24 protein-coding genes are annotated in these 26,499 nt (G+C 67.2%); 12 read left to right on the top strand and 12 right to left on the bottom strand.

Annotated features, from left to right (window positions below; all coding sequences use genetic code 11):
• Positions 1-399: 399 nt before the first annotated feature.
• Positions 400-2,037 (top strand): Na+/H+ antiporter, encoded by a 1,638-nt coding sequence (locus ACWDNU_RS18475; RefSeq protein ID WP_116201141.1) that lies wholly within the window; start codon positions 400-402, stop codon positions 2,035-2,037.
• On the opposite strand, the gene ACWDNU_RS18470 is transcribed toward ACWDNU_RS18475, so the two are convergent.
• Complete coding sequence (locus tag ACWDNU_RS18470; RefSeq protein WP_370933127.1) at positions 2,018-2,920, bottom strand: TIGR03564 family F420-dependent LLM class oxidoreductase; 903 nt, start codon at positions 2,918-2,920, stop codon at positions 2,018-2,020. The two genes, ACWDNU_RS18475 and ACWDNU_RS18470, sit on opposite strands and share 20 nt — an antisense overlap.
• A gap of 150 nt (positions 2,921-3,070) precedes the next feature.
• On the opposite strand from ACWDNU_RS18470, the gene ACWDNU_RS18465 reads away from it, so the two are divergent.
• The gene (locus ACWDNU_RS18465; RefSeq protein ID WP_449669744.1) at positions 3,071-3,568 is read left to right on the top strand and encodes an OsmC family protein; all 498 of its coding nucleotides are present in this window, start codon (positions 3,071-3,073) and stop codon (positions 3,566-3,568) included.
• Between the two features lie 9 nt (positions 3,569-3,577).
• Here ACWDNU_RS18465 and ACWDNU_RS18460 read toward each other — a convergent pair whose 3' ends face one another.
• Both ACWDNU_RS18460 and ACWDNU_RS18455 read right to left on the bottom strand, forming a co-directional pair.
• Positions 3,578-4,678, bottom strand: coding sequence for a pentapeptide repeat-containing protein (locus tag ACWDNU_RS18460; protein ID WP_449669743.1), 1,101 nt, complete (start codon positions 4,676-4,678; stop codon positions 3,578-3,580).
• A gap of 162 nt (positions 4,679-4,840) precedes the next feature.
• Complete coding sequence (locus tag ACWDNU_RS18455) at positions 4,841-6,127, bottom strand: adenylosuccinate synthase (protein ID WP_037808782.1); 1,287 nt, start codon at positions 6,125-6,127, stop codon at positions 4,841-4,843.
• A 76-nt stretch (positions 6,128-6,203) separates the two neighbouring features.
• Here ACWDNU_RS18455 and ACWDNU_RS18450 point away from each other — a divergent pair, with 76 nt between their 5' ends.
• The 3 genes from ACWDNU_RS18450 to ACWDNU_RS18440 all read left to right on the top strand — a co-directional run bounded on the left by ACWDNU_RS18450 (position 6,204) and on the right by ACWDNU_RS18440 (position 8,613).
• Complete coding sequence (locus ACWDNU_RS18450; RefSeq protein WP_449669742.1) at positions 6,204-6,875, top strand: hypothetical protein; 672 nt, start codon at positions 6,204-6,206, stop codon at positions 6,873-6,875.
• 151 nt (positions 6,876-7,026) lie between these two features.
• Positions 7,027-7,665 carry an HNH endonuclease family protein gene (locus tag ACWDNU_RS18445; protein ID WP_370933120.1) on the top strand — a complete coding sequence of 213 codons (639 nt, stop codon included), beginning with the start codon at positions 7,027-7,029 and terminating at the stop codon, positions 7,663-7,665.
• A 48-nt stretch (positions 7,666-7,713) separates the two neighbouring features.
• Positions 7,714-8,613, top strand: coding sequence for a glycosyl hydrolase family 18 protein (locus tag ACWDNU_RS18440; RefSeq protein WP_449669741.1), 900 nt, complete (start codon positions 7,714-7,716; stop codon positions 8,611-8,613).
• Here the strand turns inward: ACWDNU_RS18440 and ACWDNU_RS18435 are convergent.
• Positions 8,603-10,480 (bottom strand): FAD/NAD(P)-binding protein, encoded by a 1,878-nt coding sequence (locus ACWDNU_RS18435; protein ID WP_449669740.1) that lies wholly within the window; start codon positions 10,478-10,480, stop codon positions 8,603-8,605. The two genes, ACWDNU_RS18440 and ACWDNU_RS18435, sit on opposite strands and share 11 nt — an antisense overlap.
• 317 nt (positions 10,481-10,797) lie before the next feature.
• Here ACWDNU_RS18435 and ACWDNU_RS18430 point away from each other — a divergent pair, with 317 nt between their 5' ends.
• The 3 genes from ACWDNU_RS18430 (at position 10,798) to ACWDNU_RS18420 (ending at position 14,144) form a co-directional block, all read left to right on the top strand.
• Complete coding sequence (locus tag ACWDNU_RS18430; RefSeq protein WP_370933115.1) at positions 10,798-12,057, top strand: MFS transporter; 1,260 nt, start codon at positions 10,798-10,800, stop codon at positions 12,055-12,057.
• A 323-nt stretch (positions 12,058-12,380) separates the two neighbouring features.
• A complete protein-coding gene (locus ACWDNU_RS18425; RefSeq protein WP_449669739.1) occupies positions 12,381-13,565 on the top strand; it encodes a GGDEF domain-containing protein in 1,185 nt (394 codons plus the stop codon).
• 81 nt (positions 13,566-13,646) lie between these two features.
• Positions 13,647-14,144 (top strand): GNAT family N-acetyltransferase, encoded by a 498-nt coding sequence (locus ACWDNU_RS18420; RefSeq protein ID WP_449669738.1) that lies wholly within the window; start codon positions 13,647-13,649, stop codon positions 14,142-14,144.
• Here the strand turns inward: ACWDNU_RS18420 and ACWDNU_RS18415 are convergent.
• Together ACWDNU_RS18415 and ACWDNU_RS18410 are read right to left on the bottom strand one after the other, a co-directional pair.
• Positions 14,125-15,018 (bottom strand): helix-turn-helix domain-containing protein, encoded by an 894-nt coding sequence (locus ACWDNU_RS18415; protein WP_370933110.1) that lies wholly within the window; start codon positions 15,016-15,018, stop codon positions 14,125-14,127. The two genes, ACWDNU_RS18420 and ACWDNU_RS18415, sit on opposite strands and share 20 nt — an antisense overlap.
• Before the next feature lie 108 nt (positions 15,019-15,126).
• On the bottom strand, positions 15,127-15,537 hold the full coding sequence (locus ACWDNU_RS18410; RefSeq protein ID WP_370933108.1) for a DUF3151 domain-containing protein: 411 nt from the start codon (positions 15,535-15,537) through the stop codon (positions 15,127-15,129).
• 233 nt (positions 15,538-15,770) lie between these two features.
• On the opposite strand from ACWDNU_RS18410, the gene ACWDNU_RS18405 reads away from it, so the two are divergent.
• Entirely contained in the window at positions 15,771-16,949 is a 1,179-nt protein-coding gene (locus ACWDNU_RS18405; protein WP_449669737.1) for a hypothetical protein, read from the top strand.
• On the opposite strand, the gene ACWDNU_RS18400 is transcribed toward ACWDNU_RS18405, so the two are convergent.
• From ACWDNU_RS18400 to ACWDNU_RS18390, 3 genes are read right to left on the bottom strand one after another with little or no spacing between them, the layout of a single operon-like run.
• Positions 16,929-17,714 (bottom strand): hypothetical protein, encoded by a 786-nt coding sequence (locus ACWDNU_RS18400; RefSeq protein WP_449669736.1) that lies wholly within the window; start codon positions 17,712-17,714, stop codon positions 16,929-16,931. The genes ACWDNU_RS18405 and ACWDNU_RS18400 overlap by 21 nt on opposite strands.
• Positions 17,715-17,734: 20 nt before the next feature.
• Positions 17,735-18,328: a hypothetical protein gene (locus ACWDNU_RS18395; RefSeq protein WP_449669735.1), complete on the bottom strand. Its 594-nt coding sequence runs from the start codon at positions 18,326-18,328 to the stop codon at positions 17,735-17,737.
• A 60-nt stretch (positions 18,329-18,388) separates the two neighbouring features.
• A complete protein-coding gene (locus ACWDNU_RS18390) occupies positions 18,389-20,140 on the bottom strand; it encodes a hypothetical protein (protein ID WP_449669734.1) in 1,752 nt (583 codons plus the stop codon).
• Between the two features lie 200 nt (positions 20,141-20,340).
• Here ACWDNU_RS18390 and ACWDNU_RS18385 point away from each other — a divergent pair, with 200 nt between their 5' ends.
• Entirely contained in the window at positions 20,341-21,762 is a 1,422-nt protein-coding gene (locus tag ACWDNU_RS18385; RefSeq protein ID WP_449669733.1) for an alpha-L-fucosidase, read from the top strand.
• Positions 21,763-21,771: 9 nt separating this feature from the next.
• On the opposite strand, the gene ACWDNU_RS18380 is transcribed toward ACWDNU_RS18385, so the two are convergent.
• The 3 genes from ACWDNU_RS18380 to ACWDNU_RS18370 form a co-directional block, all read right to left on the bottom strand.
• Positions 21,772-22,428 (bottom strand): MBL fold metallo-hydrolase, encoded by a 657-nt coding sequence (locus tag ACWDNU_RS18380; RefSeq protein WP_449669732.1) that lies wholly within the window; start codon positions 22,426-22,428, stop codon positions 21,772-21,774.
• 162 nt (positions 22,429-22,590) lie between these two features.
• Entirely contained in the window at positions 22,591-23,622 is a 1,032-nt protein-coding gene (fbaA, locus tag ACWDNU_RS18375) for a class II fructose-bisphosphate aldolase (RefSeq protein WP_449669731.1), read from the bottom strand.
• 104 nt (positions 23,623-23,726) lie between these two features.
• Positions 23,727-24,548 (bottom strand): LLM class F420-dependent oxidoreductase, encoded by an 822-nt coding sequence (locus ACWDNU_RS18370; protein ID WP_449669730.1) that lies wholly within the window; start codon positions 24,546-24,548, stop codon positions 23,727-23,729.
• Between the two features lie 62 nt (positions 24,549-24,610).
• Between ACWDNU_RS18370 and ACWDNU_RS18365 the strand changes: the two genes are divergently transcribed.
• Positions 24,611-25,525, top strand: a complete 915-nt coding sequence (locus ACWDNU_RS18365; protein WP_449669729.1) for an aldo/keto reductase — start codon at positions 24,611-24,613, stop codon at positions 25,523-25,525.
• Between the two features lie 81 nt (positions 25,526-25,606).
• Positions 25,607-26,497, top strand: coding sequence for an SDR family oxidoreductase (locus tag ACWDNU_RS18360; protein ID WP_370933093.1), 891 nt, complete (start codon positions 25,607-25,609; stop codon positions 26,495-26,497).
• Positions 26,498-26,499 lie beyond the last annotated feature (2 nt).

The following is a 26,499-nucleotide window of genomic DNA, read 5'->3' as shown; positions in this document are numbered from 1 at the left end:
CACCATCCACCAACTGCCCCCACACCCGCACCGCCCACCCAGCCCGCCAACGATCCCGTGGCCGCGCCGTCCACCCTGCCCGCCAACGATCCGGTGGCCGCGCCGCCAACCACCCCGTGGCCGCACCCGTCCACACAGCCCACCAACCACCGCGATATCCGCGCCGTCCACACCGTCCACCGACGATCCCGTGGCCGCGCCGCCGCACGGTCCACTAACAACTCCTACGTCCGCCGACCGCCGCCAACTCCGTCGCATCCGCATCGCGCCGGAGCACGGGCCGACCACCCACGAGCCCTGCCCACCCTCGACCCGGCCCGTCCACCTCACCCCGAAGGGAGTCCGACACGAACCCACACCATCCGCGGCTCGCCTGACCCATGAGTCAAGATGCGAAGCATGGAGACCTTGACGCTGGTCGGCGTGCTCGCCGGGTCGCTTGGGCTGACCGCGGTCGCCCGGCGGTTCAACCTTTCCGCGCCGCTGCTCATCGTGGTGGTCGCGCTGGGGATCGCGCTGATTCCCGGCGTTCCGAGGGTCGAGCTGGAGCCCGAGCTGATCCTGACCGTCGTGCTGCCGCCGCTGCTGTACTCGACGTCGCTGGAGAGTTCGATCTCCCACTTTCGTGCGAATCTGCGGCCGATCATCACGCTCGGCGTGCTGCTCGTCGTGGCCACCGCGTTCGTGATCGCCTTCGTCGTGCACCTGCTGCTGCCCGACCTCCCGTGGGCGTCGGCGCTGGTGCTCGGGGCGGTCGTGTCTCCGCCGGATGCCGTGACCGCTGTCGCGATCGGGCGGCGGCTGGGGTTGCCGCGGGGCGTGATGACGGTGCTCACCGGCGAGAGTCTGGTCAACGACGCGGCCGCGCTCACGTTGTACAAGGTCGCGCTCGCCGCGGTGGCCGGGACGGCTGGGTCGCTCGGGCACGGGTTCGCGGTCTTCGCCGTCGCGACGGTGGTCGGCATCCTGGTCGGGCTGGTCGCGGGCGGGGTCGTCGAGCTGATCCGCACGAGGCTGGACGATCCGCTGCTCGAATCGGCGTTCGGGATCGTGGTGCCGTTCGCGGCGTACGTCACCGCGGAGCATCTGCATCCGTTCGGGGCCGAGTTCAGCGGGTCCGGCGTGCTGGCGGTCGTCACGGCGGGGCTGTTCCTCGGGCACCGGTCGTTGCGGGCGTCACCGGCGACGCGGGTGCAGGACCGGTCTGTCTGGGCGTCGATCGACGTCATGCTCGAGGCATTGGTGTTCGCGTTGATGGCGTTGCAGCTGCCGTTCGTGCTCGACGGGGCGCAGCATGCCGCGCGGGACAACGGGACGCTCGCGCTGTCCGCGGTCGTCGTGCTGCTCGCGACGATGTTCGTGCGGATTCCGGCCGTGTTCCTGTCCAGCTATCTGCCTCGGTCGCTGCAACTTCTCAGACGCACCAAGCACGATCCGCCTGCCTGGCGTTCGCTGGCGGTGATCTCCTGGACCGGCATGCGCGGCGTCGTCACCATCGCCGCCGCGTCCGGTGTTCCCGCGGATACGCCTGGTCGCGCCGAGATCCAGCTCTTCGCGTTCGCCGTCGCGGTCGGGACCGTGCTGATCCAAGGACTCACGCTGCCGCCGCTGATCCGGTTGCTCAAAGTCCAGGACCCGGACGAGGACGCACGCGACCAGGCCGAGGAGCTGGCCGCGCGCAAGGTCGCGCAAAAGGCCGCGCACGAACGGCTGCGCGAGCTTGCCCGCGATCAACTGTCCACATTGGACATAGAGCCGGAGAAGATGAAGCGGCTCGAACAACGGCTGGAACGCGTCGTGGACACCCGGTACCGGTTCGCGCAGGCCGCGATCACGCTGTCTGGCGAGGAGCGGCGCGACAGTCCGCAGGCGCAGTTCGCCAAGGCGCGGCGGGAACTCCTCATCACCCAGCGGGCGGCGATGATCGAGGAGAACCGCGCCGGGCGCCTTGACGACGACGTCCTGCAGAAAGTGCTGCGCGAACTCGATCTGGAGGAAATGTCAGTGACGACAACCCTTACGAACCGGATGAGTTGAGCTCGCCCGTCAGCCGCCAGGTGCGCCGCCGGTCCTCGTCGGTGTGCAGGGCGGTCTGGGTGAGCAGCACGTCGGTCGCGCCGGCGTCGAGGTAGCGCTGCACGCCGGCGGCGACCGTCTCCTCGTCGCCGATCAGCACCAATTCCGCCGCGTTTTCGACGCCGCCTGCCTCCAGAACGCGCCGATACGACGGAATCGAACCGTAGAAACCGAGTTCCCGCGCCGCGATCTCGCGCACCGCCTCGACGTCGCTGGTCACCACGGCCGGAACGGCGGCGATCACTCGCTTGCCAGGACCGATCCCCGGCACGATCAGGTCCGAGAGCGCACGCGGGCTCGCCAAGTACGGCAGCGTGCCGTCCGCCAGTTCGCCGGTGACGCGCAACGCCTGCGGTCCCATCGCGGCAACGAGCACCGAAATCGCAGCCGCCGGCGCGGGCTCCGACAGATGCACTTCCACCGTCGAGCCGGTGAAGTCGACTTGTTCGCCCGCGAACAACGCGCGCAAGACGGTCAGGTACTCGCGAAGGTGCCGCACCGGCGGCGGATACGGGGTGCCGTAGACGGGTTCGAGAAAGTTCTTCGCCCCCAGACCGATGCCGAGAGTGAACCGCCCGCCAGTCGCCTCGCTCGCCGTACGCGCGGCGGAGGCCAGCACCAGCGGATGCCGCGGGTAAATCGGCACGACGGACGTGCCGATCTCGACCCGGGAGGTCGCCTGTCCGGCCAGCGCGGCCGCCACCAGCGCGTCAAAGCCTTCGGGCAGCTGGGCGAACCAGATCGACGCCGCACCGGCCTCCTCGGCCTCGCGTGCCTGGTTCAGCAATTCGGTCACCGTGATCTGCTCCCGCGGAAGGGCGGGCAAGGTCAGTCCGACGCTCATATCTTCAAACTATTCAGGAGCACCACCGGTTTCTCATCATTCGGAACAAGCGCGCAGCTTTGTGTCAGTCGACTTCTCATCCGACGAGAGCCCCTGCCCGGCCGCCCGGCTGACCCGCACCCTGGACGCCCGACGACCCCAGGAGGACCGATGTCTCTGACCGACGTCATCGACGGCACCCGCCAAGCCGTGCGGACGGACCGGCACAACGCGGCGGTGTCGTTCAGCGTCGACCACGCACTGGCCGCGAACACCGCGACGGTGGTGGACGTCCGGGTGCGCGACCACGCGTTCACCGTCGACGAACCGCCCGCCCTCGGCGGCACCGACCAGGCGGCGAACCCGGTCGAGTACGCGCTGGCCGCGCTCGGCTCCTGCCAGGTGATCACGTACCAGTTCTGGGCCGCGCGCCTCGGTATTCCGCTGGACGCAGTGCGCGTGAAGGTGGACGGCGACCTCGACCTGCACGGCTTCTTCGGCTTCGACGAATCGACCCGGCCCGGTTTCAGCGACGTGCGAGTGTCCGTAGAACTCGACGGCCCGGCCGCGCCCGAGGTCTACGAACAACTCCGCCGCGCGGTGGACGAACACTGCCCGGTGCTCGACCTGTTCCGCAACCAAACCCCAGTCACCACAACGGTTCGCTGACCACGCCGATCACGACGGATCCAGTTCGCGGCGATAGGTCAGAGTCCCGTCAGCGGAAACACTCCAGCGGTCGGGCAGTGTCGGCTCTTCGGCCAGCTGCCCGATCCTCGCACCCTGGAAGTTGAAGCGGGTACCGGGAAAATCGTCCCACAACAACGAATCGCCGACAGACCCGCCGCTCGGCTCGCCGATCTTCGGATGCGCATCGAATACGATGAATCGATCGAACTCCCCGTCACGAAAATTGCACTTGCCGCAAAAGACAGAATTATAAAACCAGGCTCCGTCAAGAAACCGAACGTCAGCCGCGAAAAAATTCCAGCCGAACCGCGTGCCCGTGAATACCGCCCGGTCGAGAAACTTCGCCCCAGAGAAGCTCGCCAGCCCGGCAAAGTCGGACTCGTAGAACCACGTCTCTCCGCGAAAGACGGTCCGGTCGAACCTGGCCACCACCAAGAACTGGGTTCCGCGGAACCGGGCTTTGCCGACGGAACACCGCTCAAGCCGGAAGTCGATCAAGACCGCGCGGCTCAGATCCAGATCGAGGGCACCCCATTTATCCGGGGAGCCGTCCGCCTCCCGGAGGTGATCCGCCAGCATTTCCTGCGCGGCGAGCCGCACCTGAAGCTCCTCGCGTTCCTGCCGTTCGGCCTCCGGCATGCCGCTTTCCAGGTCGGCTGCTCGTGAGCCTTCGTACTCCCACGAAGGTTCCGGAAACGGCATCCGCAGATAAGCGCAGACGACGTTGACCACCGCCTGCCGAAGCGTCGGATTCGCATTCGCCAGCCGTTCAAGTGCATACAACCCGCCGAGCCGGACGGGTGCCTTGTCCGAACCGATCTGTTCGACAGCCTTGCCGTACAACTCGGTGATCCGCCGCTCGGTCAGGTCGAACTCGGTTGCGAGCTGGACCTTCTCCCGGTGCCGCTGGTCCTCGGCAGTGGCGGCGATCGTTTCTCTGATCTGTATTTCCGTCGACCGCTGCCGCCGCGCCGCGAGCCACAACGCGAAAGCACCGCCCGTGCCGACCGCGAGGCTCAGTGCCGTGCGGATGGCGTCCAGCTCAGCCCGGGCCGTGTCCGACGTTGGGGCGGTCGCTACCTGGCTCACCAACAGCCAAGTAGCCGCTGCGATCAGAACCGCGGTCGCTGCGGCGGCAGCGGCAACCCACCACCACCGCAGCTCCGGCAGTTTCCGCGCCGAGCCAGAGCGCCCGGCAGCACCGTCTGTCATGCCGCTCTCATCGAACAGCGGCCGACAGACGCAACAAACTCAGGCGAACTCGTGCCGCACGATCGTCTGCTCCCGGCCGGGACCGACGCCGATCGCCGAAACCCGTGCGCCCGACAGCTCCTCGATCCGCTCGACGTAAGCCCGCGCGTTGGCCGGCAGCTCGTCGTACGTGCGGCAGTTCGAGATGTCCTCGAACCAGCCCGGCAGCTCTTCGTAGATCGGGACCGCGTGGTGCACGTCGGTCTGGGTCATCGGCATGTCCGAGGTCCGGAAGCCGTCCACCTCGTAGCCGACGCACACCGGGACCTTCTCCAGGCCGGACAGCACGTCCAGCTTGGTGAGGAAGTAGTCGGTGATTCCGTTGACCCGCACCGCGTAGCGGGCGATCACCGCGTCGAACCAGCCGGTGCGCCGCGAGCGGCCGGTGGTGACGCCGAACTCGCCGCCCTGCTTGCGCAGGTATTCGCCGGACTCGTCGTCGAGTTCGGTCGGGAACGGGCCGGAGCCGACGCGGGTCGTGTAGGCCTTCAGGATGCCCAGCACGGTCGTGATGCGGCCGGGGCCGATGCCCGAGCCCGCGCTCGCGCCGCCGGACGTCGGGTTCGACGACGTGACGAACGGGTACGTGCCGTGGTCCACGTCGAGCAGCGTGCCCTGCGAACCCTCCAGCAGCACCGTCTCGCCGCGCTCCAGCGCCTGGTTCAGCTGCAGCCGGGTGTCGGCGATGCGGTGCGCGAACTTCTCGCCCGCCGCGAGCACCTCGTCGGCGACCTGGTCGGCGTCGAGCGCCTTGCGGTTGTAGACCTTGACCAGCACCTGGTTCTTGAACTCCAGCGCCGCCTCGACCTTCTGGCGGAAGATCTTCTCGTCGAGCAGGTCCTGCACGCGGACGCCGACGCGGGCGATCTTGTCCTGGTAGCACGGGCCGATGCCGCGGCCGGTGGTGCCGATCTTGCGGCTGCCGAGATAGCGCTCGGTGACTTTGTCGATCGCCACGTGGTACGGCATGATCAAGTGCGCGTCGGCCGAGATCAGCAGCTTGCTGGTGTCGACGTCGCGCTCCTCGAGACCCGCCAGCTCGTCCAGCAGCACGCCAGGGTCGATGACCACGCCGTTGCCGATGACGTTCGTCACGCCCGGCGTCAGGATCCCCGACGGGATGAGGTGCAGCGCGAAGTTCTCGCCGTTGGGCAGCACGACCGTGTGGCCCGCGTTGTTGCCGCCCTGGTAGCGGACGACCCACTGGACGCGGTCGCCGAGCAGGTCGGTGGCCTTGCCCTTGCCCTCGTCCCCCCACTGGGCACCGATCAGCACGATGGCCGGCATGTGACACTCCAGGTGTTCGGCAATAGGAATAGTGCTCCCGGACGGGGGCACGGGTGGCGCTGGTAAATGCCGGTGCATGACTTTAACGGAGGACGCCGGAGTGCGCGGAATAGTGGTGGCCTGCGGGGCCGCGGCGGATCTCCCCGCGCGGCTCGGCGACGTCCCGCTGGTGCACGCCAGCCCCCGTCCGGGCAAGGCGGAAATCGACCCCTTGCTGGGGGAACACGACCGGCTCGTCGTGCTGGGCTCCGACGCCGACCTCGCCGCCGTGGTGGTGCGTCTCATGCGCCGCGAAGTCCTCCCGGGCGTGTCAGTGGGTTTCGTGGCCACTGAGACCGGCTCTCGCGTCGCCGCGCACTGGCGGCTGCCCTCGGACCCGGACGAGGCGTTCGCGCTCGCTTGGAAGGGCGAGGACGCCGAGACCTCGCTCGTGCGCGACGACACCGGCGGCGTGCTCCTCGGGCACGCGACCCTGCGCGATGTCAAGGGCCAGGCGTATTGCGACGAACAGGTGGCTTTCGACGGATTGGTTTCCGGCATCGAGGTCGCACCGGACGAGTCCGGAGTCACCGCCCGAATCACCCGCGGCAAGCTCCTCAAACGGTCCTCGACGTATCGCGGGCGCGCCTTCCAGCTCGGCTGCGTTCCGACGTTTTCGCTGGTCATCGACGGTGTACCGCAGGAGCGCGCGATCACCCGGCGGACCTGGTACCGGCACACCGCCGATCTCCGCGCGGTCCGCGGCTGACCCGGCAGCGCGGACGAGGTTCAAGCCGACTTGGACTCTCGGTGACTTTCCGTTTACTGAAGGTCGGTTTCCTGTCACCTGACGGTGTTGCGCACGCCACTTTCGTGGTCAAAGGTGAATCAGTCCCGCATCTGACCAGGAAGGCAGCAATATGCCGACCACACGTACAGTTCGCAACTCCTTGACCGTCCTGGCCGGCGTCGCGCTGCTCGGCTCGGTCACGGTGGGCGTCGCCGATGCCACCCCGCCCGGCATCCCGTCGGCGGACACCGCGAAGAGCCAGCTCGCCGGGCTCACGGTGAAACCGGACGGCTCGCAAACCGGGTACAGCCGCGACAAGTTCCCGCACTGGATCGACCAGGGCAACAACTGCAACACGCGCGAGATGGTGCTCAAGCGCGACGGTACGAACGTCAAGGTCGGCTCCGACTGCGCCCCGACCTCGGGCACCTGGACCTCGCCGTACGACGGCGCGACCTGGAGCGCTCCGTCCGATGTGGACATCGACCACGTCGTGCCGCTCGCCGACGCGTGGCGCACCGGCGCGTCGTCCTGGACCACCGCGCAGCGGCAGGCCTACGCCAACGACCTGACCGACCCGCAGCTGATCGCAGTGACCGACAACGTCAACCAGGAAAAGGGCGACAAGTCGCCGGACCAGTGGAAGCCGCCGTCCACCGGATACTGGTGCACCTACGCCAAAATGTGGGTGGCGGTCAAGTCGAAGTTCAAGCTCACCGTGAATTCGGCGGAGAAGTCTGCGCTGACGGACATGCTGGGGCGCTGCTGACCCGATCAGCCCTACCGCGGGCGCCGCCGCCGTCCTATGGTCCGAACCATGAGGAAGATCACGGCGGCGGTGCTGGCGGTGTTCCTGGTGCTCTGCGGAGCGGTCCCGGCGACGGCGGCGACCGGGCGCAGAGTCGTTGTGTACTACCAAACCACGCACCAAAACGGGTCGTACATCTCCCCGCTGGGGCTCACCGACCACGACGCCGGCGTCACCGACGTGATCGTCGGAGCCGTGCACCTCAACGACGGCGGAACCATGACGCTCAACGACGATCCGCCGTCGGACGCAAAATTCACGCAGATGTGGGTCGACCTCGCCACGATGCAAAGCAAAGGCGTGCACGCACTCGCTTTCGTCGGCGGTGCGGCGAAGGGCAGCTTCCAGCGTCTTGAGCAGGACTTCGACACCTACTATCCGTTGCTGCGCAACCTGATCCGCGACCATTCGCTGTCCGGCATCGACCTCGACGTCGAGGAGCAGATGTCGAACGACGCACTGAACCGCGTGATCGACGCGTTGCGGGGCGACTTCGGCTCGGACTTCCTGATCACTCTCGCACCGGTCGCCACCGAACTCAGCGGCGGAGGCGGGCTTTCCGGCCTCGATTACGACCGGCTTTACCGCGAGCGCGGCGACCAGATTTCCTGGTTCAACACCCAGTTCTATTGCGGCTGGGGCTCGCTGGCGGACACCTCGGGCTACGACCAGATCATCGGCCGTGGAGTCGTCCCGGCGAGCAAGGTCGTCGCGGGGACGGTCACGAATCCCGCTAACTGCAACGGTTACGTCGACATGCCGACGCTGAAGAACACCGTCGGCAGTCTCGTCCAGAAGTATCCGGACTTCGGCGGCATCGACGGCTGGGAGTATTTCAACTCGCTGCCCGGCGACACCGCCGCGCCGTGGGAGTGGGCGCAGCAGATCGCGCCGACGGTCAAGGGTTAGCCAGCCGCAGGATTTCCCTTGCCAGTGCGTCGTTCTGCCGGAACGAGATCGCATTCGTGCGCGGCCGGGTGAAAGCGCCTGCCGATCGGACACTCGTGTGCGGACCCACCGCGAACCGCCGAGGATGCGCCGCACCGTCCACGGTGACCAGTCGGAAGTCGTTGAGCGACGTGGCGATCCGGCCGGAAGGCAACGTCGCGCCGTCGACATCCGGGACGGTTTCCTCGGCCAGCGCACCGGTTTCCCGCAGGCTGCGCAACAACGGGTCGGACACTCGTGGGACGCTGGCGTTCGGCAGCCGCGCCTCGATCAACGTGCGCGCGGCGACAGTGTCCGGATGGCTGGTGCTTGACGCGACGAACGCCCCAGTCGTCTCGTCGGCGGCGATCGAGATGTCCGCGCCAAGGAAAGACACAACGCCAGCGTCCTCCAGTGCGAGCAGTTCATCGAGCCGACGCGGCGGCGGACCGCTTGCGTAGTAAGAGAAAAACCCGTGGAACCAGCCGTCCATATCGGACACTTGAGACGCTGCGGTCAGCCGTCCGGTCGCGAGCAGCGCGGGCAGCTGGCCGATCACCGACAGCAGCGCCATGAACGCGCCGAGGTCCGCACTGTGGTGCACGTCCGCCCGTCGCGCGAGATCGGACTCGACGTACTTCCGCACCGCCTTCCCGAATTCCTCGCCGGAGTCAAAGCGGCGGCCAGCGAACGGGCGATCCAGCCGCTCAAGGTCGAGCCGATCCTCCAGCGCAGGCACCGCGGTCGCGATCAGAGCGTCCATTTCGGACGTCCCCCACGGCAGGTCGGCGAATTTGTCCGCGAAGACCGCGAAATCCGTGCGCACGCGATCCGGATGTCCGGTCAACAGTTCGGTGTAATACGCCCAGGCGAGTTCCTTCGCGATCAGCGGCCACACGTCCGCTCGGAAGTCGAGCGGACCGGTCAGACCGTCAATAGCGCGCTTGTCAAAGAATCTGGGCAGCTGCAATGGTTTCCCGCGCAGCCGATAGCCGGTTTTCGCGTGATACGGCACCCCGCGCCGGGACCCGACGTGCAGCACCGGCTCGGCACCGCTCGGGTGATAACGCAGACCACCGCACGGCAGCTCCTCGAACCGGCCGCCGCGACCCTCCGTCAGCAACAGCATCAGGTCCACGAACGCGAGCCCGAAACCGCGCACTAGCACCGGTTCTCCAGCGGGCACCGCGGAGTAGTCGACGTCCGCGGTGTAGCCAGCGGGGTAGTAGGACAGCTCGTGCTGCTCGGCGAACGCCTCCAGTTCGCGTTCCCGGGAATCGGGGACCGCGTCGAGATGGCCGACCGTCAGCACCACGGCGTCGGCGGTCACGGTCGTGCCGTCGGAAAGCCGCACAGTCTCGTCGTCGTCGATGCTCTCTGCCGTGGCGAGGTGCTCGATCACCGTGATGCCGGGCGGCAATTCGGCCACCACCTTGCGGTAGAACCACTCCAGGTACCGGCTCTGCAGCCGCCGGGTCGGGAAGTCCGTGGAGGCTAGGGACTCGAACTCGGCGCGGACGTCGTCCGGCACCGGATACGCGAGGGTGCCCGCGCGCACCTGCCGCACCCACTCGATCAGCGACGGACCCGGCCGCACCGGGCCGTCGATCCGGACGGTGTCGTCGGTGAAGACGGTGACGTCCTCGGGCATCGAGTTCATCCGCAGCAGCGGCGACTGCTCGTACCGCCACACGCGGCCGGGGCCGGGCGGGAACGGGTCGATGAGGTGGACTTCGGCTTGCCGGTCGCCGAGCAGTTCGGCGGCGTTCGCGGACAGCCGTTCGAGGACGCCGACCCCGCGAGGTCCGGCGCCCACGATGGCGAGCGTGAACGTCGGGAGAGCGGTCACCCGGGCGAAGCTACGCGGCTGGCTGACCGAGCGGCGGCCGTTCCACTCTGCGGACGGTCGACCCGAACGGATGTGGCACAAACCACAAAGATCGAACCAGTCCCGGAAGAGAGTGCGGAGCGCTATCGTCTGGACACGTGGCGAACTGATCGTGACCTGTCGGATACCGGCGAAAGAACCTAGAGAATCACCAACAGTCACGAGACACTGAGCTTGGCAACTCACTTCGTGTGACCGGCCCGTGACCAGGAGGATCTAGGGTCACCCGTTGGTCACTAGTGCGGCACAGTCCGCACACAGCAGCGGGGAGAACACGCATGACGACAGCACCACACCGGGTCACGTTCCGCGAGGTGTTCGGAGTCGCCGAGTTCCGCGCGATGTGGTTCGGCGAACTGCTGTCGATCGCCGGTGACCAGCTCGCCCGCGTCGCGTTGTCCGTCCTCGTCTACGCCAACACCGGTTCCGCGACGCTGACCGGCCTCACCTACGCGCTCACGTTCTTCCCGTCGCTGCTGGGCGGCATCTTCCTCACCGGATTCGCCGACCGCTTCCCTCGCCGGGCGGTCATGGTCACCGTCGACGCCACGCGCGCGGCGCTGATTCTGTGCGTTGCCATACCCGGGCTGCCGTTCTGGGCGCTATGCGTGCTCGTCGGCTGTGTTTCACTGCTGAATCCGCCGTTCAAGGCGTCTCAGCTGGCATTGCTGCCGCAGGTGCTCGAAGGCGACCGATTCGTGGTCGGCATGGGCATCCGGAGCATGACCGTGCAGTCCGCGCAGCTACTCGGTTTCGCCGGCGGTGGCGCGCTGCTGCTCGCGATGGACGCCCGCCTCGCCTTGGTGCTCGACGCGGGCACGTTCGTGCTCTCCGCGCTCTTCCTCCGCTTCGGGCTCAAGTCGCGCCCCGCGGCGGCCAGCGGGGAAAAGCGCAAGCCGTTCCTCTCCTCGCTGAGCGCGGGCGGCAAGGTCGCCTTCGCGACCAGTGCGTTGCGGTCCTTGATGGTCTTCACGTGGCTCGCCGGGCTGATGCCGGTGTACGAGGGCATTGCCGCGCCCTACGTCGCGTCCTCGGGCGGCGGGTCCGAAATGATCGGCTTCCTGCTGGCCGCGGATCCGGTGGGCAGCGTGATCTTCACGTTCGTCTACACGCGCTGGGTGCCCGCCGGGATCCGGCCGAAGCTGATCGGCCCGATGACCGCGCTCGCCGCGATCCCGCTGCTGCTGTGCTTCCTGCAGCCGGGTCCGGTCGTTTCGGTGATTCTGTTCGTGATCTCCGGCGGCTTCGGCACGATCGCGCTGCTGCAGGCGACGGCGTCGCTGACGGTCGCAGTGCCGGACGAGAGCCGGGCGCAGACGATGGGGCTGTCGAACACCGGCTTGACCACGACGATGGGCGTGACGCCGTTGATCGGCGGGGTCATCGCGGACCACGTGAGCGCGCAGACGACGGTCGGGATCTTCGGATTGGCCGGGCTGCTCATCACGATTCCGCTCGCGATCGCGTGGCAGCGGACCGTTTCCGGGCAGGCCAAAGACGGGTCTGCGAAGGAAGCCACACGCGCCGAACATGCCTGACTACCCCGACATGCCCCGCGCGTGAGGCTCTGACCTGCGCGACCTTGCGGTGCTGCTACGCGGTCACTGTTCCTTGCTGCGCATCGCTGGTCACCCTTCATCCGGCGTGTTCGGGAAAAATGTACACACCTAAGGCCCTTGTGGACAGGCGGCAAACGGTCTGAAACTGTGAGTAAGGCGAGTGTCACTGGAGATCCGCGCAAGACCCGGGGGGAAGAATGGTCACATTGGGGGAATTTTCTGGTCTGGGGCTGCGCGATGCGGTTTCCCGGTGGTCGCTCTGGACTCGGCCGCGGCAGTGGGTCGCGGTCACGCTGACGAGCATGGCCGTCACGGTGGTGCTCACCGTGGTGAGCACGCTGGTGTTCCCGGTCAGCCTCGGCGAGCTCGGGATCCTCGGCATGCTGGCCGGCTTGGCGATCGCGCAGACCGAGGTCACGCGCCAGATCGAGCGGCAGCGCCGGATGTTGAGCCAGGGCCCGCACATCACCGTGACCTCGGTGTGGCTGCTTCCGGCGGCGCTGCTGGTGCCGCCGCAGCTGGTGGCCGCGCTGGGCGTGATCATCTACGTCTACCTGGCGTTCCGCAGCTGGAACGGCACGCGCCCCGGTGAGGCGCACCGCGTCGCGGCCAACGCGACCACGATGATCCTGTCCGGATTCGGCGCCGCGCTGGCCGGACACCTCGCGGACGGCCACAGCGTCACCACCGTGGTGGCGGGCGCGCTCGGGTATTTCCTGGTCAACACCGCACTGACCGGCCTTGGTCTGTACCTGACCGACCCGGCGAAGGCGACCGCCGAATCCTGCCTCGGCACGATGGACGACAACCTGCTGGAGCTGGCGACCCTGTGCGTCGGCGGGCTGCTCGTGATGGTGCTGAGCCACGAACCGCTGCTGTCGGTGCTGGTGATCCTGCCGCTGTACGTGCTGCAGCGCTCGATGCTGATCAAGCGGCTCGAGGAACTCGCGACCACGGATCAGAAGACGCAGCTGCTCAACGCCACCACCTGGCAGGACGGCGCGCAGCGCGAGATTTCCCGTGCCGAGCGCGAGAACGGCAGCTTCGGTGCGCTGATGATCGACCTCGACCACTTCAAACGGATCAACGACACCTACGGCCACCTCGCGGGCGATGACGTGCTCAAAGCCGTTGCCGCGGTGGTGAAACAGGAGACGCGGGCGCACGACCTCGTCGGCCGGTTCGGCGGTGAGGAGTTTGTCGCGCTGCTGCCGTCGACGTCGAAAGAGGACGCGATTGTCACGGCGGAACGGATCCGGCAGCGCATCAGCGAGCTGGTGATTCCCACGCAGACCAACGAGGGCGTGGCAGTCGCGATCGAGAACCGGACGGCGTCGATCGGGGTGGCGGCGTTCCCGCTGGACGGGACAAGCATCGAGGAAGTGATGGCCGCGGCCGACGCCGCGGTGTATGCGGCGAAGAACAGCGGCCGCAACCGGGTCGTCGGCTCGGTCGCACCGACCCGGGAACTCGCGGCAGTCGCCTGACGACCTCGGACCCGGCCGGCACCCTCCCCCGGCCGGCCGGGTCCATCCCTTCGTCAGCTCCGGAATTCGGAGAGGAAACCTGTGCCGCGCGCCGAGATCCGCCCAGCCCGCGACGACGAACTCCCCGCCGTCGCCGCCTTGCGCTGGCGGTGGGTTGCCGACCAAGGCGGTCCGTTGCACCGTGCTCGGGCCGATTTCGTCCGCGAGTTCGCCGACTGGGCCCGCGCGCACGCCGAAACGCATCGCTGTCTGGTCGCGGTGCGGGCCGAGCACGTGCTCGGCATGGCCTTCCTCGCCCTGACCCCCAGAGTGCCGACACCGCACGACTTTTCGCGGGTCTGCGGCGACGTGCAATGCGTGTACGTCGTGCCGGAAGCGCGTGACAGCGGCGTCGGCGGGCTTCTGATCGAGGCGACGCTACGGCTCGCCGCGGAGTTCGGGCTGGAACGAGTGACCGTGCATTCCTCGGATCGCGCGATCCCGGCGTACCTGCGACACGGGTTTTCGGTGTCGAAGCACCTGCTGCAAAGCGAACTGCGAATCGCGGTCGACGTGCCGGCTAACCGAGCATATTCCTAGGCCCCTCCTGCTTTTTCCCCTGCGCGATCTCCCTGAACTCCTGCGCGGTGCGCTGCACGAACGCCGCCGACGCGCGGGAGTCCAGGGAGAAATCGCGGATCCGGTCCGCGACCTCGCAGTAGGTGTCGTTCCCCTCGTCGAGGAGGAAGGCCCCCGAGTGCTGATGCTCGAAGTAGACGATCGGGTCGCCGACCTCCACGTAGTACACGCAAAACCGACCGGCCAGGCCCGAATGCCCGCCCTTGCTGGCGGGCACGACGCGGACCGACAGCTTCGCCGACGTCGCCATCAGGTCGGCGAGAAAACGCAGCTGCCGGGCCATCGTCGAGGGCCCGCCGATCGGATTGCGCAATGCCGCCTCGCCCAGCAGCACCTCGCACGGGATCGCGCCGGGGCCGACCACCAGCGGCCTGCGCATCATCCGGATCTCCGCCTGGCGTTCCGCGTCCTGCACCGGCAAACCGTCGGCGAGGAACAACGCCCGCGCGTAATCCGGGATCTGCAGCAGCCCCGGCAGGAGCAGCGGCTGCCATTCGACGACCGACGTCGCGGCGCGTTCGCAGGCGAGCAGCCCGCCGAGGTGGTCTGGGTCGGACTGTTTGCCTCGGGCGACCCAGCCCGGTTCGGCGGTGCCGCGCGCCAGTTGCAGGATCCGCTGTTTCTCCGCGCCCACGACGCCGAGCGCGCCGAGGATGCCCGCGACGTCCTCGAGCGCGGGAACCCGTTGTCCCAGCTCCCAGTTCGACACCAGAGCGGGATTGGTGCCGACTCGCCGGGCGAGTTCGCGCAGTCCGAAACGGGCGTCGACCCTGGCCTCGCGCAGTGCGGTGCCGAGGGTGCGGATCCGGGGGGTGAGCATGGCCGTGCCTCGCATGGCCGTCTTTGTAGGTGTCACCAAATGCGAACACCTCTAGCTGTCACCCGAAGGTGGGCAACGGGCCGGTCGCGCCCGGGTTTTCCGGGGCGCGACCGGCGGCCCGCGTCACTTCAGACCGGTCGCCTCGGCCGCGGCCGGGTCGGAGTCGGCGAGGAACGTCTTGCAGCGCTCGTACTCCTCGGATTCGCCGATGCGCCCGGCGGCCGTGCCGAGCACGGCGAGCGCGCGCAGGAAACCCTGGTTCGGCCGGTGCGCCCACGGCACCGGGCCGAAGCCCTTCCAGCCGGCGCGGCGCAGCTGGTCGAGGCCGCGGTGGTAGCCGGTGCGGGCGTAGGCGTACGCGGCGACGGTCTCGCCGTCGGCGAGCGCGCGTTCGGCGAGCGCGGCCCAGGCCTCGCTGTAGTCGGGGTGTTCGGCGGCCACGGCGGACGGGTCCGTCCCGGAGTCGAGCGCGGCCTGCGCGTCGGTGTGCTCGGGCAGCAGCGTGGGCTCGGGGCCCAGCAGGTTGTGCGTCATGCCGCCATTGTGCCCACGATGCCCTCGGTCAGAGGAACAGGCTGGTCAGCACGCCTCCGCCGGCCAGCACGAGTGCGGCGATCAGCACGGCGGCGACGGCTCGTTTCGGCATCATGGGCCGACACCCTGCCGTGCCGGGCCGGGCAGGGGCAAGTCCGCCACCCGTAGGGGTGAACCCCGGTTTTTGCCCCTTCTCCCGCCGCGTCCTCTTGCGGCAGGGAATGATGGCGCCTATGACGAAGGCGGTTGAAGACGTCGCCGGCCCCGCGGTCCCGCGCGGACCAGTGGGCAAGACCAGGCTTTTCTTCGCGACGCACTGGCACCGCGGCGCACCGGGAGCACCGACTCCGGCGTGGGTGCTGCGGTTCTGTTACGGCATGTGGCTGACCGCGTTCGCGTTCAAGCTGGTCGGGTCGTCGTGGGACATGTCGTGGCACTTCAAGTGGCTGCGCGACGACCTCGCCCCGCCGCACCTGATCAACACCGTCGGCACGGTGATCATCATCGTGCTGGTCGCGATCCACAGCTACACCGGCCTCGGCTGCGACCGGCGCTCGCTGCGGCTCATGCAGGCCGGGTTGATCGTGTTCCTGGTCGCCGCGCCGCTCGACGTGATCAACCACCGCGTGAACGGCCTCGACCTGACCGCGTGGAGCCCGTCGCACATGATGCTGTACCTCGGCACCGGCATCATGCAGGCGGGCGTCCTGCTCGGCTGGCTGCGGCTGGCCCCGCCGGGCCGCTTCCGCACCGGGGTGCTGCTCGCGCTGTGGGCGTTCTTCCTGGAGAACACCTTCTTCCCGAACGGACAGCAGGAATACGGCATCCTCGGCCTGCGGGCGTGGGAACGCGGCACGCCCGAGGCGGAGCCGACGCTGCTTTCCTTCGCCGCCAACCAGATCGGCCACCCGGTCGACCGGGCCGCGGTGCTGCACTTCACGATGCCGATCCCGGAGTGGGTGTATCCGCTGTGGGGGATCGGGGTTTCGGCGCTGATCCTGGTGCTGGCGCGCAAGACCGTCGGAAAGCGCTGGGCCGGGCTGACCGTGGCCGGCGCGTATGTCGCGTACCGGTGCGTGATGTGGCCGCTGCTGCTGGCGCTGGGCTTCCCGGTGTCGACGGTGCCGTTCTATCTGCTGGCTGTCGGGCTCGCGGTGGACTTGGCCTTCCTGCTTCCCCGGCCCGCGCTGGCGGGGGCGGTTCTGGTGACGGCGTTCGGGTACGGCGCGTTCTGGGTGCAGTCGCAGTTGCGGCCTTGGCTGCTCGGGGGCTCGCAGACGGAGTCGGCGCCGCCGGTGGCGTATTGGACGGCTTTGGTCGCTGTGGCGGCGGTGTTCGTGTTGTGGGCTGGGGCTGGTCCGGCGAAGGAGTGGTGGCGAAGCCGCGCCGCCTCATCCCAGGTCGGCGTATAGCCTCATTTCGGAAGGTGCCGCGGTGCGCAGCCAAAGGGGTGCACCTATCAAGACCCGGCCGTGTCCGTCCTGCGGTCCGCCTGAGGTCTCTGCCAGATCGAGGTCCTGATATATCTCGGCGAACCATTCTCCGCCGTGCAACACGTCCCCGTACATGTAACCGCGGTCCGGACTATCCACTTTCGCAGGTTGATCGTAAAGGCCTTGGAAGGCGGCGACCTTGACCGCCTCTCGGGCCATATTCTCGCGGTTCTCCCATCTGGACGGGGTGACTCGGCATTCGCTCTGGAGAAACCGGTAAATGCTTCCCGCCGCAGACGACGTCCACCCGCGGCGGGGCGGTCCGCCCGGAGGAGACACGAAGTCAGCGTAATTCTCCACGCTGCCAAACAGGCATACGGCGGCAAGGTCGCCCCGCGAGGTCTTTTGCGGAATGTACATCATCGCCCGACTCTCCTCCGCTCCGACGAATTCACCGAAGGCGACCGGGCCTACCCCTCTCGCGAAGCAGATCGGCGCAGGAGACTCCAAATCCGACACGACCTCTTCGCTGAGGGCAGACTCGATCTTCGCCGCCAACTGCGGCCTGGTCAACGATGAGGATTCGGCCGTCCACTCGACGACCGGAAGGAAGCTTTTGATATTGGGCGTCGAGATCTTGCGCTGACGTCGCTCAGCTAAGCTCACACCTTGATCCTCCAGGATGCTCAGCACTCGACGGTTGGCCCAGTAGACATACCGGCGAACACCTGTTTCCCTCTTCATGCAACAGCCTTTCTGCCAGCTTACCGGCCGATCTCGACGCGAACCTCTTCTCGGATTCTCGCAAGAACCAGGTCGAGTTCACGCTTCGCGGAAAAGAACTCGGAGCTTGCCCGATACGAATCCGGCGTCAAGTCTTGAGTGTTCTCGAGAACTTTATTGAGATCACGAACGGACCAGCTGACAAAATCATGCATCTTACGGTAAAATTCACCCATGAGGTCGCGTACATCGTTGTTCCAATAATGCTGGGACGCGGATACTTCACGCGGTGGCCGCAGTGTTGACCACGACCACTCGTCCAATTTTGTGCGCAGCTCACGGAGAATTTTCTCGTTATCCGAAAATAATGCGACGTGAACCCCGTCTACATCGATTTCCAACTCATAGAGCCAGCCCGTCAGCTGGCCATACGCGTGGTCTGTCTTTTCGAGCCGCCTCCTCGCCTCGTCGGCATCCAGCTTCATCTGGAGGCATCGCTCGACGACCGCCAGCGCCTCGACTGGTTCCGGGCTGGGCAACGCCGGTGGCGACGCCCTGGTCGCGCGAAAGCTGAGCAGGCTGCCGACGGCCACGCCGGCAAGTGCTGTCACCGCGAACATCCACGCAGACGTCATGAACGCATGATGCCCGCTACACGAGCGCTAAGCGACCTTGATTCGGCGACCGACCGTCGTTCACGAGGACAGAAGGCGACGGTAATAGTCAGTTGCCGGTTTGATGCCGTGATTCGGATCGGCGTTGTACAGCCCGTCCGGCCCCTTCGGACCGAAACTGTACGGCTGATACAGCGTCGCGCAAGATGGTTCGGTCTTGGCAAGTCGTTGCCAGCCTTGCCATTCCGCGTCGTAGCGGGCCAGGTGGTAACGCAGGACCGCTTTGTCATACCCACCGGCGTAACCGCGCAGCATTACTTCCCAGCCGTGATGCACGACGCGGTGCCAGGATTGGCCGTAGCGCGCAGACACTCGCAGATACGTCCGGTCGGCGTGGTTGCGCAGCGGGATCGTGTCGGACAGCGCGACGATTTCGTCCCACATCCGGGCCGCTTCGGCTTTCTCGGAGAGCACCGGTTCGACCCGGTCTTTCGCGATTATTGCGTCGTAATCGCTGGTCAGGTCCTTGTCTGAGCCGCCGAGGAACTGGTCGCGGGTCCACATCAGCCTGCCCATCGGGTGCACCACGCTGTAATGCCCGCGCAGCACGGCGGCCGCCGACAGCAGTGCGAGGCGGCGGAAACGGCGGACTTGATCGCCCCGCAAGCCGAGCCGCGTGGTCGCGTATTCGGTGAACGCGCCTTCCTCGCCGAGACCGGTGTCGCGGGCCCAGCGGGCGATCACCCACGTGTTGAGGTCGCACCACAGTTCGTTGTGGAGATACGGTCCGCGCCAACCGCCGCCGCGAGACCAGGTCCAGATTCCGGCGATGATGGGATTGTCGGCTACCTCGGCGAGCCCGATCGGGCCAGTGCGCGGCTGGGTGCGGAATTCTTCGAAACCGTTGACCACGCCGTCGATCACGTAATTCGGGAACGCACCCTTGCCTTCGTACTCGCGCTGGCATTCCACTTCGATAATCTGGCGATGTTTCCCGACGCCGATGGTACGGTTGAACGGGATGGTTCGCCAGAAGTCTTTCGCGGTGTGCTTGATCGAGAAGATCAGGTTTTCGTGCGTTTCGACCTGGTCGGTCACCTGCCGGTAGAAGTCCGGGTCGCTGGTAAGTTTGTCGCTGCCGGTGGACCAGGTGCGGTAGAAGACTCGCTTGCCGCGCAAGCACATCTCGTCGCGCAGGATGCCGAGCAGCGTCAGGTGGCTCGTGGCACCGTTGGTGATCGGGTTGTTTCCGGTGTGGAACGGGACGTTCTGCACGTAAGTCTCGCCGGTTCTTACGACAATTCCGTCCAGGCTGGGGAAGCGGGCGCAGATCTCGCGCAGCATCAGGCGGTGGATCTGCTGGGTGAGCGGACGGTCGAAGCTGATGCGGCCTTGACTGTCGAGAATTTGGTCGCCGTACAGTTCTACCAGCCGTTTCGGCAGCACGATGATGTCGGTGAAGAAATACGCCGCGATACCCGCCGCGTGCGCTCGCGCGATGTGTGCGTCGATCTTCTTCGCCGTGGCTTCAACCCAAGCGCGACCCGGGGAGTCCGCGGGGAAAATGCGCTCGTCGAACGTCTCGAAGGTGATCGCGGTCTGCGGCGGGGTGAATTCGTTGATCACCTGACCGTCGTAGCCGTAGCTCTTCAACGTCGCGGGATCGTTGAAGCGACTGGAAAACAGCGGTTCGCCGGGGTTGTTCTGGACCATGTCGAGCAGGAACGGCAACCGTCGCGCGGCGGGTTTCGCGAAGGCTGTCCCGGCGGTGGCCGCGAGAGCCGCGAGGGCGACCCCGCCGCGCAACGCCGTCCGCCGACTGGTTTCTCCCATTACAGCCGCCTTTGATAGATCGGATGTATTAACTCGACCATAAGAAGGGTTTTCAGCCGAGTCAATCGGCCAACCGTCGTGTTCATACTTGCGAAAATCTGTCTCGACTAGACAGGATGCTTGCCGGTCACTCGGCGAGCTGGTACCTCTGAAGGACCGATACATCCGATGACCGCCGCCGCAACGGGAGTGGATGCGTCATGGACCAGGCAGGAATCAGCCGTCGCAGTGTGCTCGCCGCAGCAGGCGCCGCCGGACTGCTCGGGCTCACCGCGGCCCCGGCGCACGCCACCCCCGCCGCCACGCCGTGGTACCCCTCCGCCAAATTCGGCATCTTCATCCACTGGGGCGCCTACTCAGCCGCGGCCTGGGGCGACGCCAAACACGCCGCGGAGTGGTACCTGTACGCCATGAACGTCACGGATCCCGCGCGCGGCACCGGAACCCGTGACCACCACCTGAAAACCTACGGCGCGGACTTCGCGTACGACCAGTTCATCCCGCGCTTCACCGCCCGCCGCTACGACCCGCGCTCCTGGGTGCGCCTGTTCGAACAAGCCGGAGCCCGGTATTTCGTCCTCACTTCCAAGCACCACGACGGTTTCCAACTGTTCCGCAACACCGCTTCCGACCGCAACTCCGTCCGCCTGGGCCCAGGCCGCGACCTGGTCGGCGAACTCTTCTCAGCAGCCGCCCACTCCCGCCTCAAACGCGGCCTCTACTACTCACTGGGCGAGTTCTACAACCCCGCGCTCGGCACCCCACCTCAAAACCCGTACACCGGAGCGGAAATTGCCTACACCGGCTACCGCCCAGTCACCGACTACGTAACCCAATACGAACACGCACACCTGAAAACCCTCATCGACCACTACGACCCCGACCTCCTATGGGCAGACGGCCAGGGCTACCACGACTTCGGCGGCGGCCCGATCTTCCGCCCGAGGACGTGGGACTGGCGCAGTGACGAAATCCTGTCGTACTACTACCGGAATGCCGCCGACCGCCCGCACCCGAAGAGCGTCCTGGCAAACGACCGCTTCGAAGCTTCGCACGCGGATTTCGCTACCGTGGAAGGAGATAACAAGAAATACGTCCTGCGTCCGGATCCGTGGGAAGCTTGCCTGAACATCGGAAAGTCCTGGGGTTACAACGAAAATGAGGATCCGGCGAAGATCAAATCCTCCGTGCAGCTGATCCGCCTGCTAGCCGAAGTGGTGAGCAAGAACGGAAACCTGCTGCTCAACATCGGCCCCCGAGAGGACGGCACGATCGCGGACTGGATGAGCTCGCGCCTGCTGGACATGGGCCGCTGGCTCCGCCTGAACGGCCGCGCGATCTACGGTTCGACGCCGTGGATTAGAGCGATGGACGGCGACCTCTGCTACACCCGAACGCGCGGCGCGTTCCACCTGATCCCACTGCATTGGCCCGGCGCGCGGCTTCTTGTTCCGGGAGATGTACCGATCAGTGGCCGGTCACGAATCCGTTTGCTGGGCGGGGATTCCCGGCCGCTGCCGTGGACTCGCACGGCGGAGGGGATCGTGATCGAGTTGCCGCGGCGTCGGACGGACGACTTCGGAGAGGAGTTCCCGGCGGTGCTCTCGGTGACGGATTGGTGAGCGGACCGCTCACCAGCCGCGTTCACGCCACTCGGCGAGCTTCGGGCGTTCCACACCCAGCGTGGAATCGCCGCCATGCCCCGGGTAGAACCAAGTCTCGTCCGGCAGCTCCCCGAAGATCTTCTCCTCCACGTCCTTGAGCAACGACGCGAACCGAGCCGGATCCTTCTCCGTGTTGCCAATCCCGCCAGGGAAAAGCGAGTCCCCAGTAAAGACGTGCGGAATCCCTTCCGGGTCCCGGTAAACGAGCGCAATACTCCCAGGCGAATGCCCGACAAGATGCCGAGCCGTCAACGAGACCTCGCCGACGCGGATGGTGTCGCCGTCATCCACCGGGACGTCGATGCGGGCCTTGATCCCGTCGATGTCATCGCGCCCGGCATAGGTACGGGCACCGGTTGCCTCGGCGACTTCCGCCAGCGCGATCCAGTGATCCCAGTGCTGGTGCGTCGTCACGATCGACGCGAGGCCGCCATCGCCAGCCAGCGCGAGCAGGGTTTGCGGGTCGGCGGCCGCGTCGATGAGGAGTTGTTCGCCGGTGGCACGGCAACGGAGCAGGTACGCGTTGTTGTCGATCGTGCCGACTGAGACTTTCGAGATGGTCAGGCCGCTGGTCTCCCGCACATCAGCGGGGCCGCCGGTGGTCAACACTCCGGTGTAGGTCATCGGGTTCCTCCCTCGTCACGGTCCAGCCAACCGATGCGATGCGGAGCCGTCAACCAGGCCCCGGCGATGCGCGCCGCTGCCGCAAGCAAGCCCGTCAACCGCCGATAAAAAAGCAGGAAGGCCGCCTCCGCAAAGAAGACGGCCTCCCCACCCAAAACCCCGTCAGCCCAGCTTCTGGCCAGCCGAGCCCAGCGCCTGCGTAGCCTCGACCACCCGGGCAGCCATGCCCGCTTCAGCGGCCTTCAGGTAGCTGCGCGGGTCGTAGACCTTCTTGTTCCCGACCTCTCCATCAATCTTCAAAACACCGTCGTAGTTCTTGAAGAAGTGGTCCGCGATCGGGCGGGTGAACGCGTACTGCGTGTCGGTGTCCACGTTCATCTTCACGACGCCGTAGGAAACCGCCTCGCGGATTTCTTCCGGGAGGGAGCCCGAGCCGCCGTGGAAGACGAGCTCGAACGGCTTCGAGCCGGCGTCCAGGCCGAGCTTCTTCGCGGCTGCTTCCTGGCCGCCCTTGAGGACGTCCGGGCGGAGCTTCACGTTGCCCGGCTTGTACACGCCGTGCACGTTGCCGAAGGTCGCGGCCAGCAGGTAGCGGCCCTTCTCCCCGGCGCCGAGCGCGTCGATCGTCTTCAGGAAGTCGCCCTCGGCGGTGTACAGCTTCTCGTTGATCTCCGCCTCGACGCCGTCTTCCTCGCCGCCGACCACGCCGATTTCGACCTCGAGGATGATCTTCGCCGCCGCGGCCTTGGCGAGCAGTTCCTGCGCGATCTCCAGGTTCTCGTCCAGGTCGATGGCCGAACCGTCCCACATGTGGGACTGGAACAGCGGCAGCCCACCGTTCCGGACGCGTTCAGCGGAGATCTCGATCAGCGGGCGGACGAAGCCGTCCAGCTTGTCCTTCGGGCAGTGGTCGGTGTGCAGCGCGACGTTGACGTCGTACTTCGCCGCGACCACCTGAGCGAACTCGGCCAGCGCGGTCGCGCCGACAACCATGTCCTTCACCTTCTGCCCGGACGCGAACTCCGCGCCGCCGGTGGAGAACTGGATGATCCCGTCGCTCTCCGCCTCGGCGAACCCGCGGATCGCGGCGTTCACGGTTTCCGACGAGGTCACGTTGATGGCCGGGTAGGCGAACTCGTTCGCCTTCGCCCGGTCGAGCATCTCCGCGTACACCTCGGGGGTGGCGATGGGCATCGGTTCCTCCTCGAGACGACTGGCTTCTACAGCGGCATCGTACGAGGTGGACCGGCCGCGCCGACCGGTCCTACCTCACACGAGACGAAACCGACTGGAGCGATTCAGAGCAACTCCGCCGCGATGGCCCGGTAGGCGGGGAACGGATCGTCGTCCAGCGACTGCACGCTGACGTGGTCCGCCCCCGCGTCGAGGTGCGCCTGCAGGCCCTTGGCCAGCGCTTTTCCGTCCCCGTGGACGGCGAGCGCGTCGATCAGGCGGTCGCTGCCCTTCCCGGCGATGTCCTCCTCGGAGAAGCCGTGCTTGCGCAGGTTCGCGGTGTAGTTGGACAGACCGAGATAGAACTGCACGGTCTTGCGGCCGGTCTCGCGCGCCCGCTCCGGGTCGGTGTCGAAGACGACCTTCTGCTCGGGCGCGAGCAGCGCTCCGGCTCCGACGATCTCGCGCGCGGCCCGGGTGTGTTCCGGGGTGGTCAGGTACGGGTGCGCGGCCGCCGTGCGGTCGCGGGCGAGTTCGAGCACCTTCGGGCCGAGGGCGGCCAGCGCGCGCGACTCCTTCGGCACTCCGGCCGCGTCGAGCGCGTCCAGGTATTCGACCAGCGCCGCGTACGGCTTCTTGTACTCCTGCGTGTGCTCGCGGTGGCCGGCGCCGACGCCGAGCACGAACCGTCCCGGGTGCTTGTCCTCGATGCGGCGGAACGCCCGTGCGATGTCCTCGGGCGCGTCGGCCCAGATGTTCACGATGCCGGTGGCGACCTTGATCCGCTCGGTCGCGGCCAGCAGTTCGTCGACGATCGCCAGGCCGCCGCCGGGGGAACCGCCGAGCCAGACCGTGCCGTAGCCCAGTTTCTCCACCTCCGCGGCGAACTTGCCGTCCACCGCGGTCGACATCCGCCAAACGCCTAGCTTGCCCAGTTCGATAGCCATGTCCCGCCCAACGCGCGAGAACCCGGTTTTCCTCCCGCCCCGGCCGGATTAGGTTCGAAAGCATGACCAAGCTCGGTACTACGGAACTGGACATCCACGGCCTCAACCTCGGCTGCAACGTCTTCGGCAACACCGTGGACGAACCCGCGTCCTTCGCTGTTCTCGACGCGTACACCGCGGCTGGCGGGAACTTCCTCGACACCGCCAACACCTATGGCGGCGGAGGCGGTTCCGAAACGATCATCGGCAACTGGTTCGCCAAACGCGGCCGCCGCGACGACATCGTCCTCGCCACCAAGGTCGGCGGCGGAGACCAGCGACCCGGCCTCTCCGCGAAGAACATCGCCGCGGCAGCCGAGGAATCGTTGCGCCGCCTGCGAACCGATCACATCGATCTGTACTACGCACACGTGGACGATCTCGACACTCCGCAAGAAGAAACCCTCGCCGCGTTCGACCAGCTCGTGCGCGACGGCAAGGTCCGCTACATCGCGGCGTCCAACTACGAACCGGACCGGCTCGCCTCCGCACTGTCCATTTCGGACCAGAACGGCCTCGCCCGGTACGCGGCCCTGCAACCGCATTACAACCTGGTCGAGCGCGACTACGAGCGGGAGCTGGCCCCGCTCGTCGCTCGCGAAAACCTCGTGACGCTGCCGTATTTCGGGCTGGCCAAGGGATTCCTCACCGGCAAGTACCGCTCGAAGGACGAGCCGGGCGACTCCCCGCGTGCTCCGCGGGCGCTGGAATACCTCGACGCCCGCGGCGAACGGGTGCTCGCCGCGCTGGACGACGTGGCCGCCGCGCACAACGCCTCGGTCGCCAGCGTCTCGCTCGCTTGGCTCCGGCAGCAGCCGACCGTCGCCGCGCCGATCGCCAGCGCGCGGACCCCGGAGCAGCTCGTTGACCTGCTCGCTTCGGTCGAGCTGGACCTGACCGACGCCGAACTCACCGCTTTGGGCGAAGCGTCGAACTGATACTTACCGAACAGTAGCTTACTGCGGGTAGGTTGTTGTACGGTGCCCTCCGGACAGGCAAAACCGGCTCAGGAGGGCACCGTGGCTCAGAAGCAGGTCGACGGCAAGGTCGTGCTCATCACCGGAGCCGCTCGCGGGATCGGAGCCGGCCTGGCCGAGCGGCTCGCCGCGCGCGGAGCGAAGGTCGCGCTCGTCGGGCTCGAAGCCGCCGAGCAGGAGGCGGTCGCCAAGCGGATCGGGCCGAGCGCCAAGTCCTGGGAAGCCGACGTGACCAGCTGGGACGACCTCGAACGCGTCACCGAGGGCGTGGTCGAGCACTTCGGCGGCATCGACATCGTCATCGCCAACGCGGGCATCGCGACCGCCGGTTTCGTGCGCTCGGTGGACCGCGCCGCGTTCGAGCGGGTGATCGAGGTCGACCTGCTCGGCGTGTGGCGCACGTTCCGCGTCACGCTCCCGCACGTGATCGAACGCCGCGGCTACCTGCTCGGCATTTCCTCGCTCGCCGCGATCACGCACGCGCCCGGCATGGCGAACTACGCCGCGGCGAAGGCGGGCGTCGAGGCGTTCTGCAACAGCCTCCGCGCGGAGGTCGCGCACCTCGGCGTGAAGGTCGGCGTCGCGCACCCGACCTGGATCCGCACCGACCTCGTCGAAAGCGCCGACGCGCACCCGGTGTTCGGCAAGCTGCGTTCCGGCATGCCCGGCCTGCTCGGCAAGACCTACCCGCTGGACGTGGCGCTCGACGACCTGGAGGCCGGGATTCTGCGCCGCGCCAGGACGATCCACGTGCCACGCTGGGTCGGCGGCCTGAAGCTGCTGCGCTCGTTCCTGCCGCCGATCGTCGAACTCGGCGCGCGGACCCGGGTGCCGGCGGCAGACCGGGCCGCGCTGAAGGACGTCGAGGAGCGCGGCGCGTTCGAGTCGTCGGTCAACGGCCACGGCGGGCGCGCGGCCACCAAGCGCAACTGAGG

This window comes from Amycolatopsis sp. NPDC003676, assembly GCF_053587275.1.
Note: the sequence above shows the minus strand (reverse complement) of the source record. Positions and strands in the feature narration are given on the sequence as shown.

Coding starts and splice junctions, on each gene's coding strand:
- ACWDNU_RS18475 (WP_116201141.1), top strand. CDS start 400: ATGGAGACCTTGACGCTGGTCGGCGTGCTCGCCGGGTCGCTTGGGCTG.
- ACWDNU_RS18470 (WP_370933127.1), bottom strand. CDS start 2,920: ATGAGCGTCGGACTGACCTTGCCCGCCCTTCCGCGGGAGCAGATCACG.
- ACWDNU_RS18465 (WP_449669744.1), top strand. CDS start 3,071: ATGTCTCTGACCGACGTCATCGACGGCACCCGCCAAGCCGTGCGGACG.
- ACWDNU_RS18455 (WP_037808782.1), bottom strand. CDS start 6,127: ATGCCGGCCATCGTGCTGATCGGTGCCCAGTGGGGGGACGAGGGCAAG.
- ACWDNU_RS18450 (WP_449669742.1), top strand. CDS start 6,204: ATGACTTTAACGGAGGACGCCGGAGTGCGCGGAATAGTGGTGGCCTGC.
- ACWDNU_RS18445 (WP_370933120.1), top strand. CDS start 7,027: ATGCCGACCACACGTACAGTTCGCAACTCCTTGACCGTCCTGGCCGGC.
- ACWDNU_RS18440 (WP_449669741.1), top strand. CDS start 7,714: ATGAGGAAGATCACGGCGGCGGTGCTGGCGGTGTTCCTGGTGCTCTGC.
- ACWDNU_RS18430 (WP_370933115.1), top strand. CDS start 10,798: ATGACGACAGCACCACACCGGGTCACGTTCCGCGAGGTGTTCGGAGTC.
- ACWDNU_RS18425 (WP_449669739.1), top strand. CDS start 12,381: ATGGCCGTCACGGTGGTGCTCACCGTGGTGAGCACGCTGGTGTTCCCG.
- ACWDNU_RS18415 (WP_370933110.1), bottom strand. CDS start 15,018: ATGCGAGGCACGGCCATGCTCACCCCCCGGATCCGCACCCTCGGCACC.
- ACWDNU_RS18410 (WP_370933108.1), bottom strand. CDS start 15,537: ATGACGCACAACCTGCTGGGCCCCGAGCCCACGCTGCTGCCCGAGCAC.
- ACWDNU_RS18405 (WP_449669737.1), top strand. CDS start 15,771: ATGACGAAGGCGGTTGAAGACGTCGCCGGCCCCGCGGTCCCGCGCGGA.
- ACWDNU_RS18400 (WP_449669736.1), bottom strand. CDS start 17,714: ATGAAGAGGGAAACAGGTGTTCGCCGGTATGTCTACTGGGCCAACCGT.
- ACWDNU_RS18395 (WP_449669735.1), bottom strand. CDS start 18,328: ATGACGTCTGCGTGGATGTTCGCGGTGACAGCACTTGCCGGCGTGGCC.
- ACWDNU_RS18390 (WP_449669734.1), bottom strand. CDS start 20,140: ATGGGAGAAACCAGTCGGCGGACGGCGTTGCGCGGCGGGGTCGCCCTC.
- ACWDNU_RS18385 (WP_449669733.1), top strand. CDS start 20,341: ATGGACCAGGCAGGAATCAGCCGTCGCAGTGTGCTCGCCGCAGCAGGC.
- ACWDNU_RS18380 (WP_449669732.1), bottom strand. CDS start 22,428: ATGACCTACACCGGAGTGTTGACCACCGGCGGCCCCGCTGATGTGCGG.
- fbaA (WP_449669731.1), bottom strand. CDS start 23,622: ATGCCCATCGCCACCCCCGAGGTGTACGCGGAGATGCTCGACCGGGCG.
- ACWDNU_RS18370 (WP_449669730.1), bottom strand. CDS start 24,548: ATGGCTATCGAACTGGGCAAGCTAGGCGTTTGGCGGATGTCGACCGCG.
- ACWDNU_RS18365 (WP_449669729.1), top strand. CDS start 24,611: ATGACCAAGCTCGGTACTACGGAACTGGACATCCACGGCCTCAACCTC.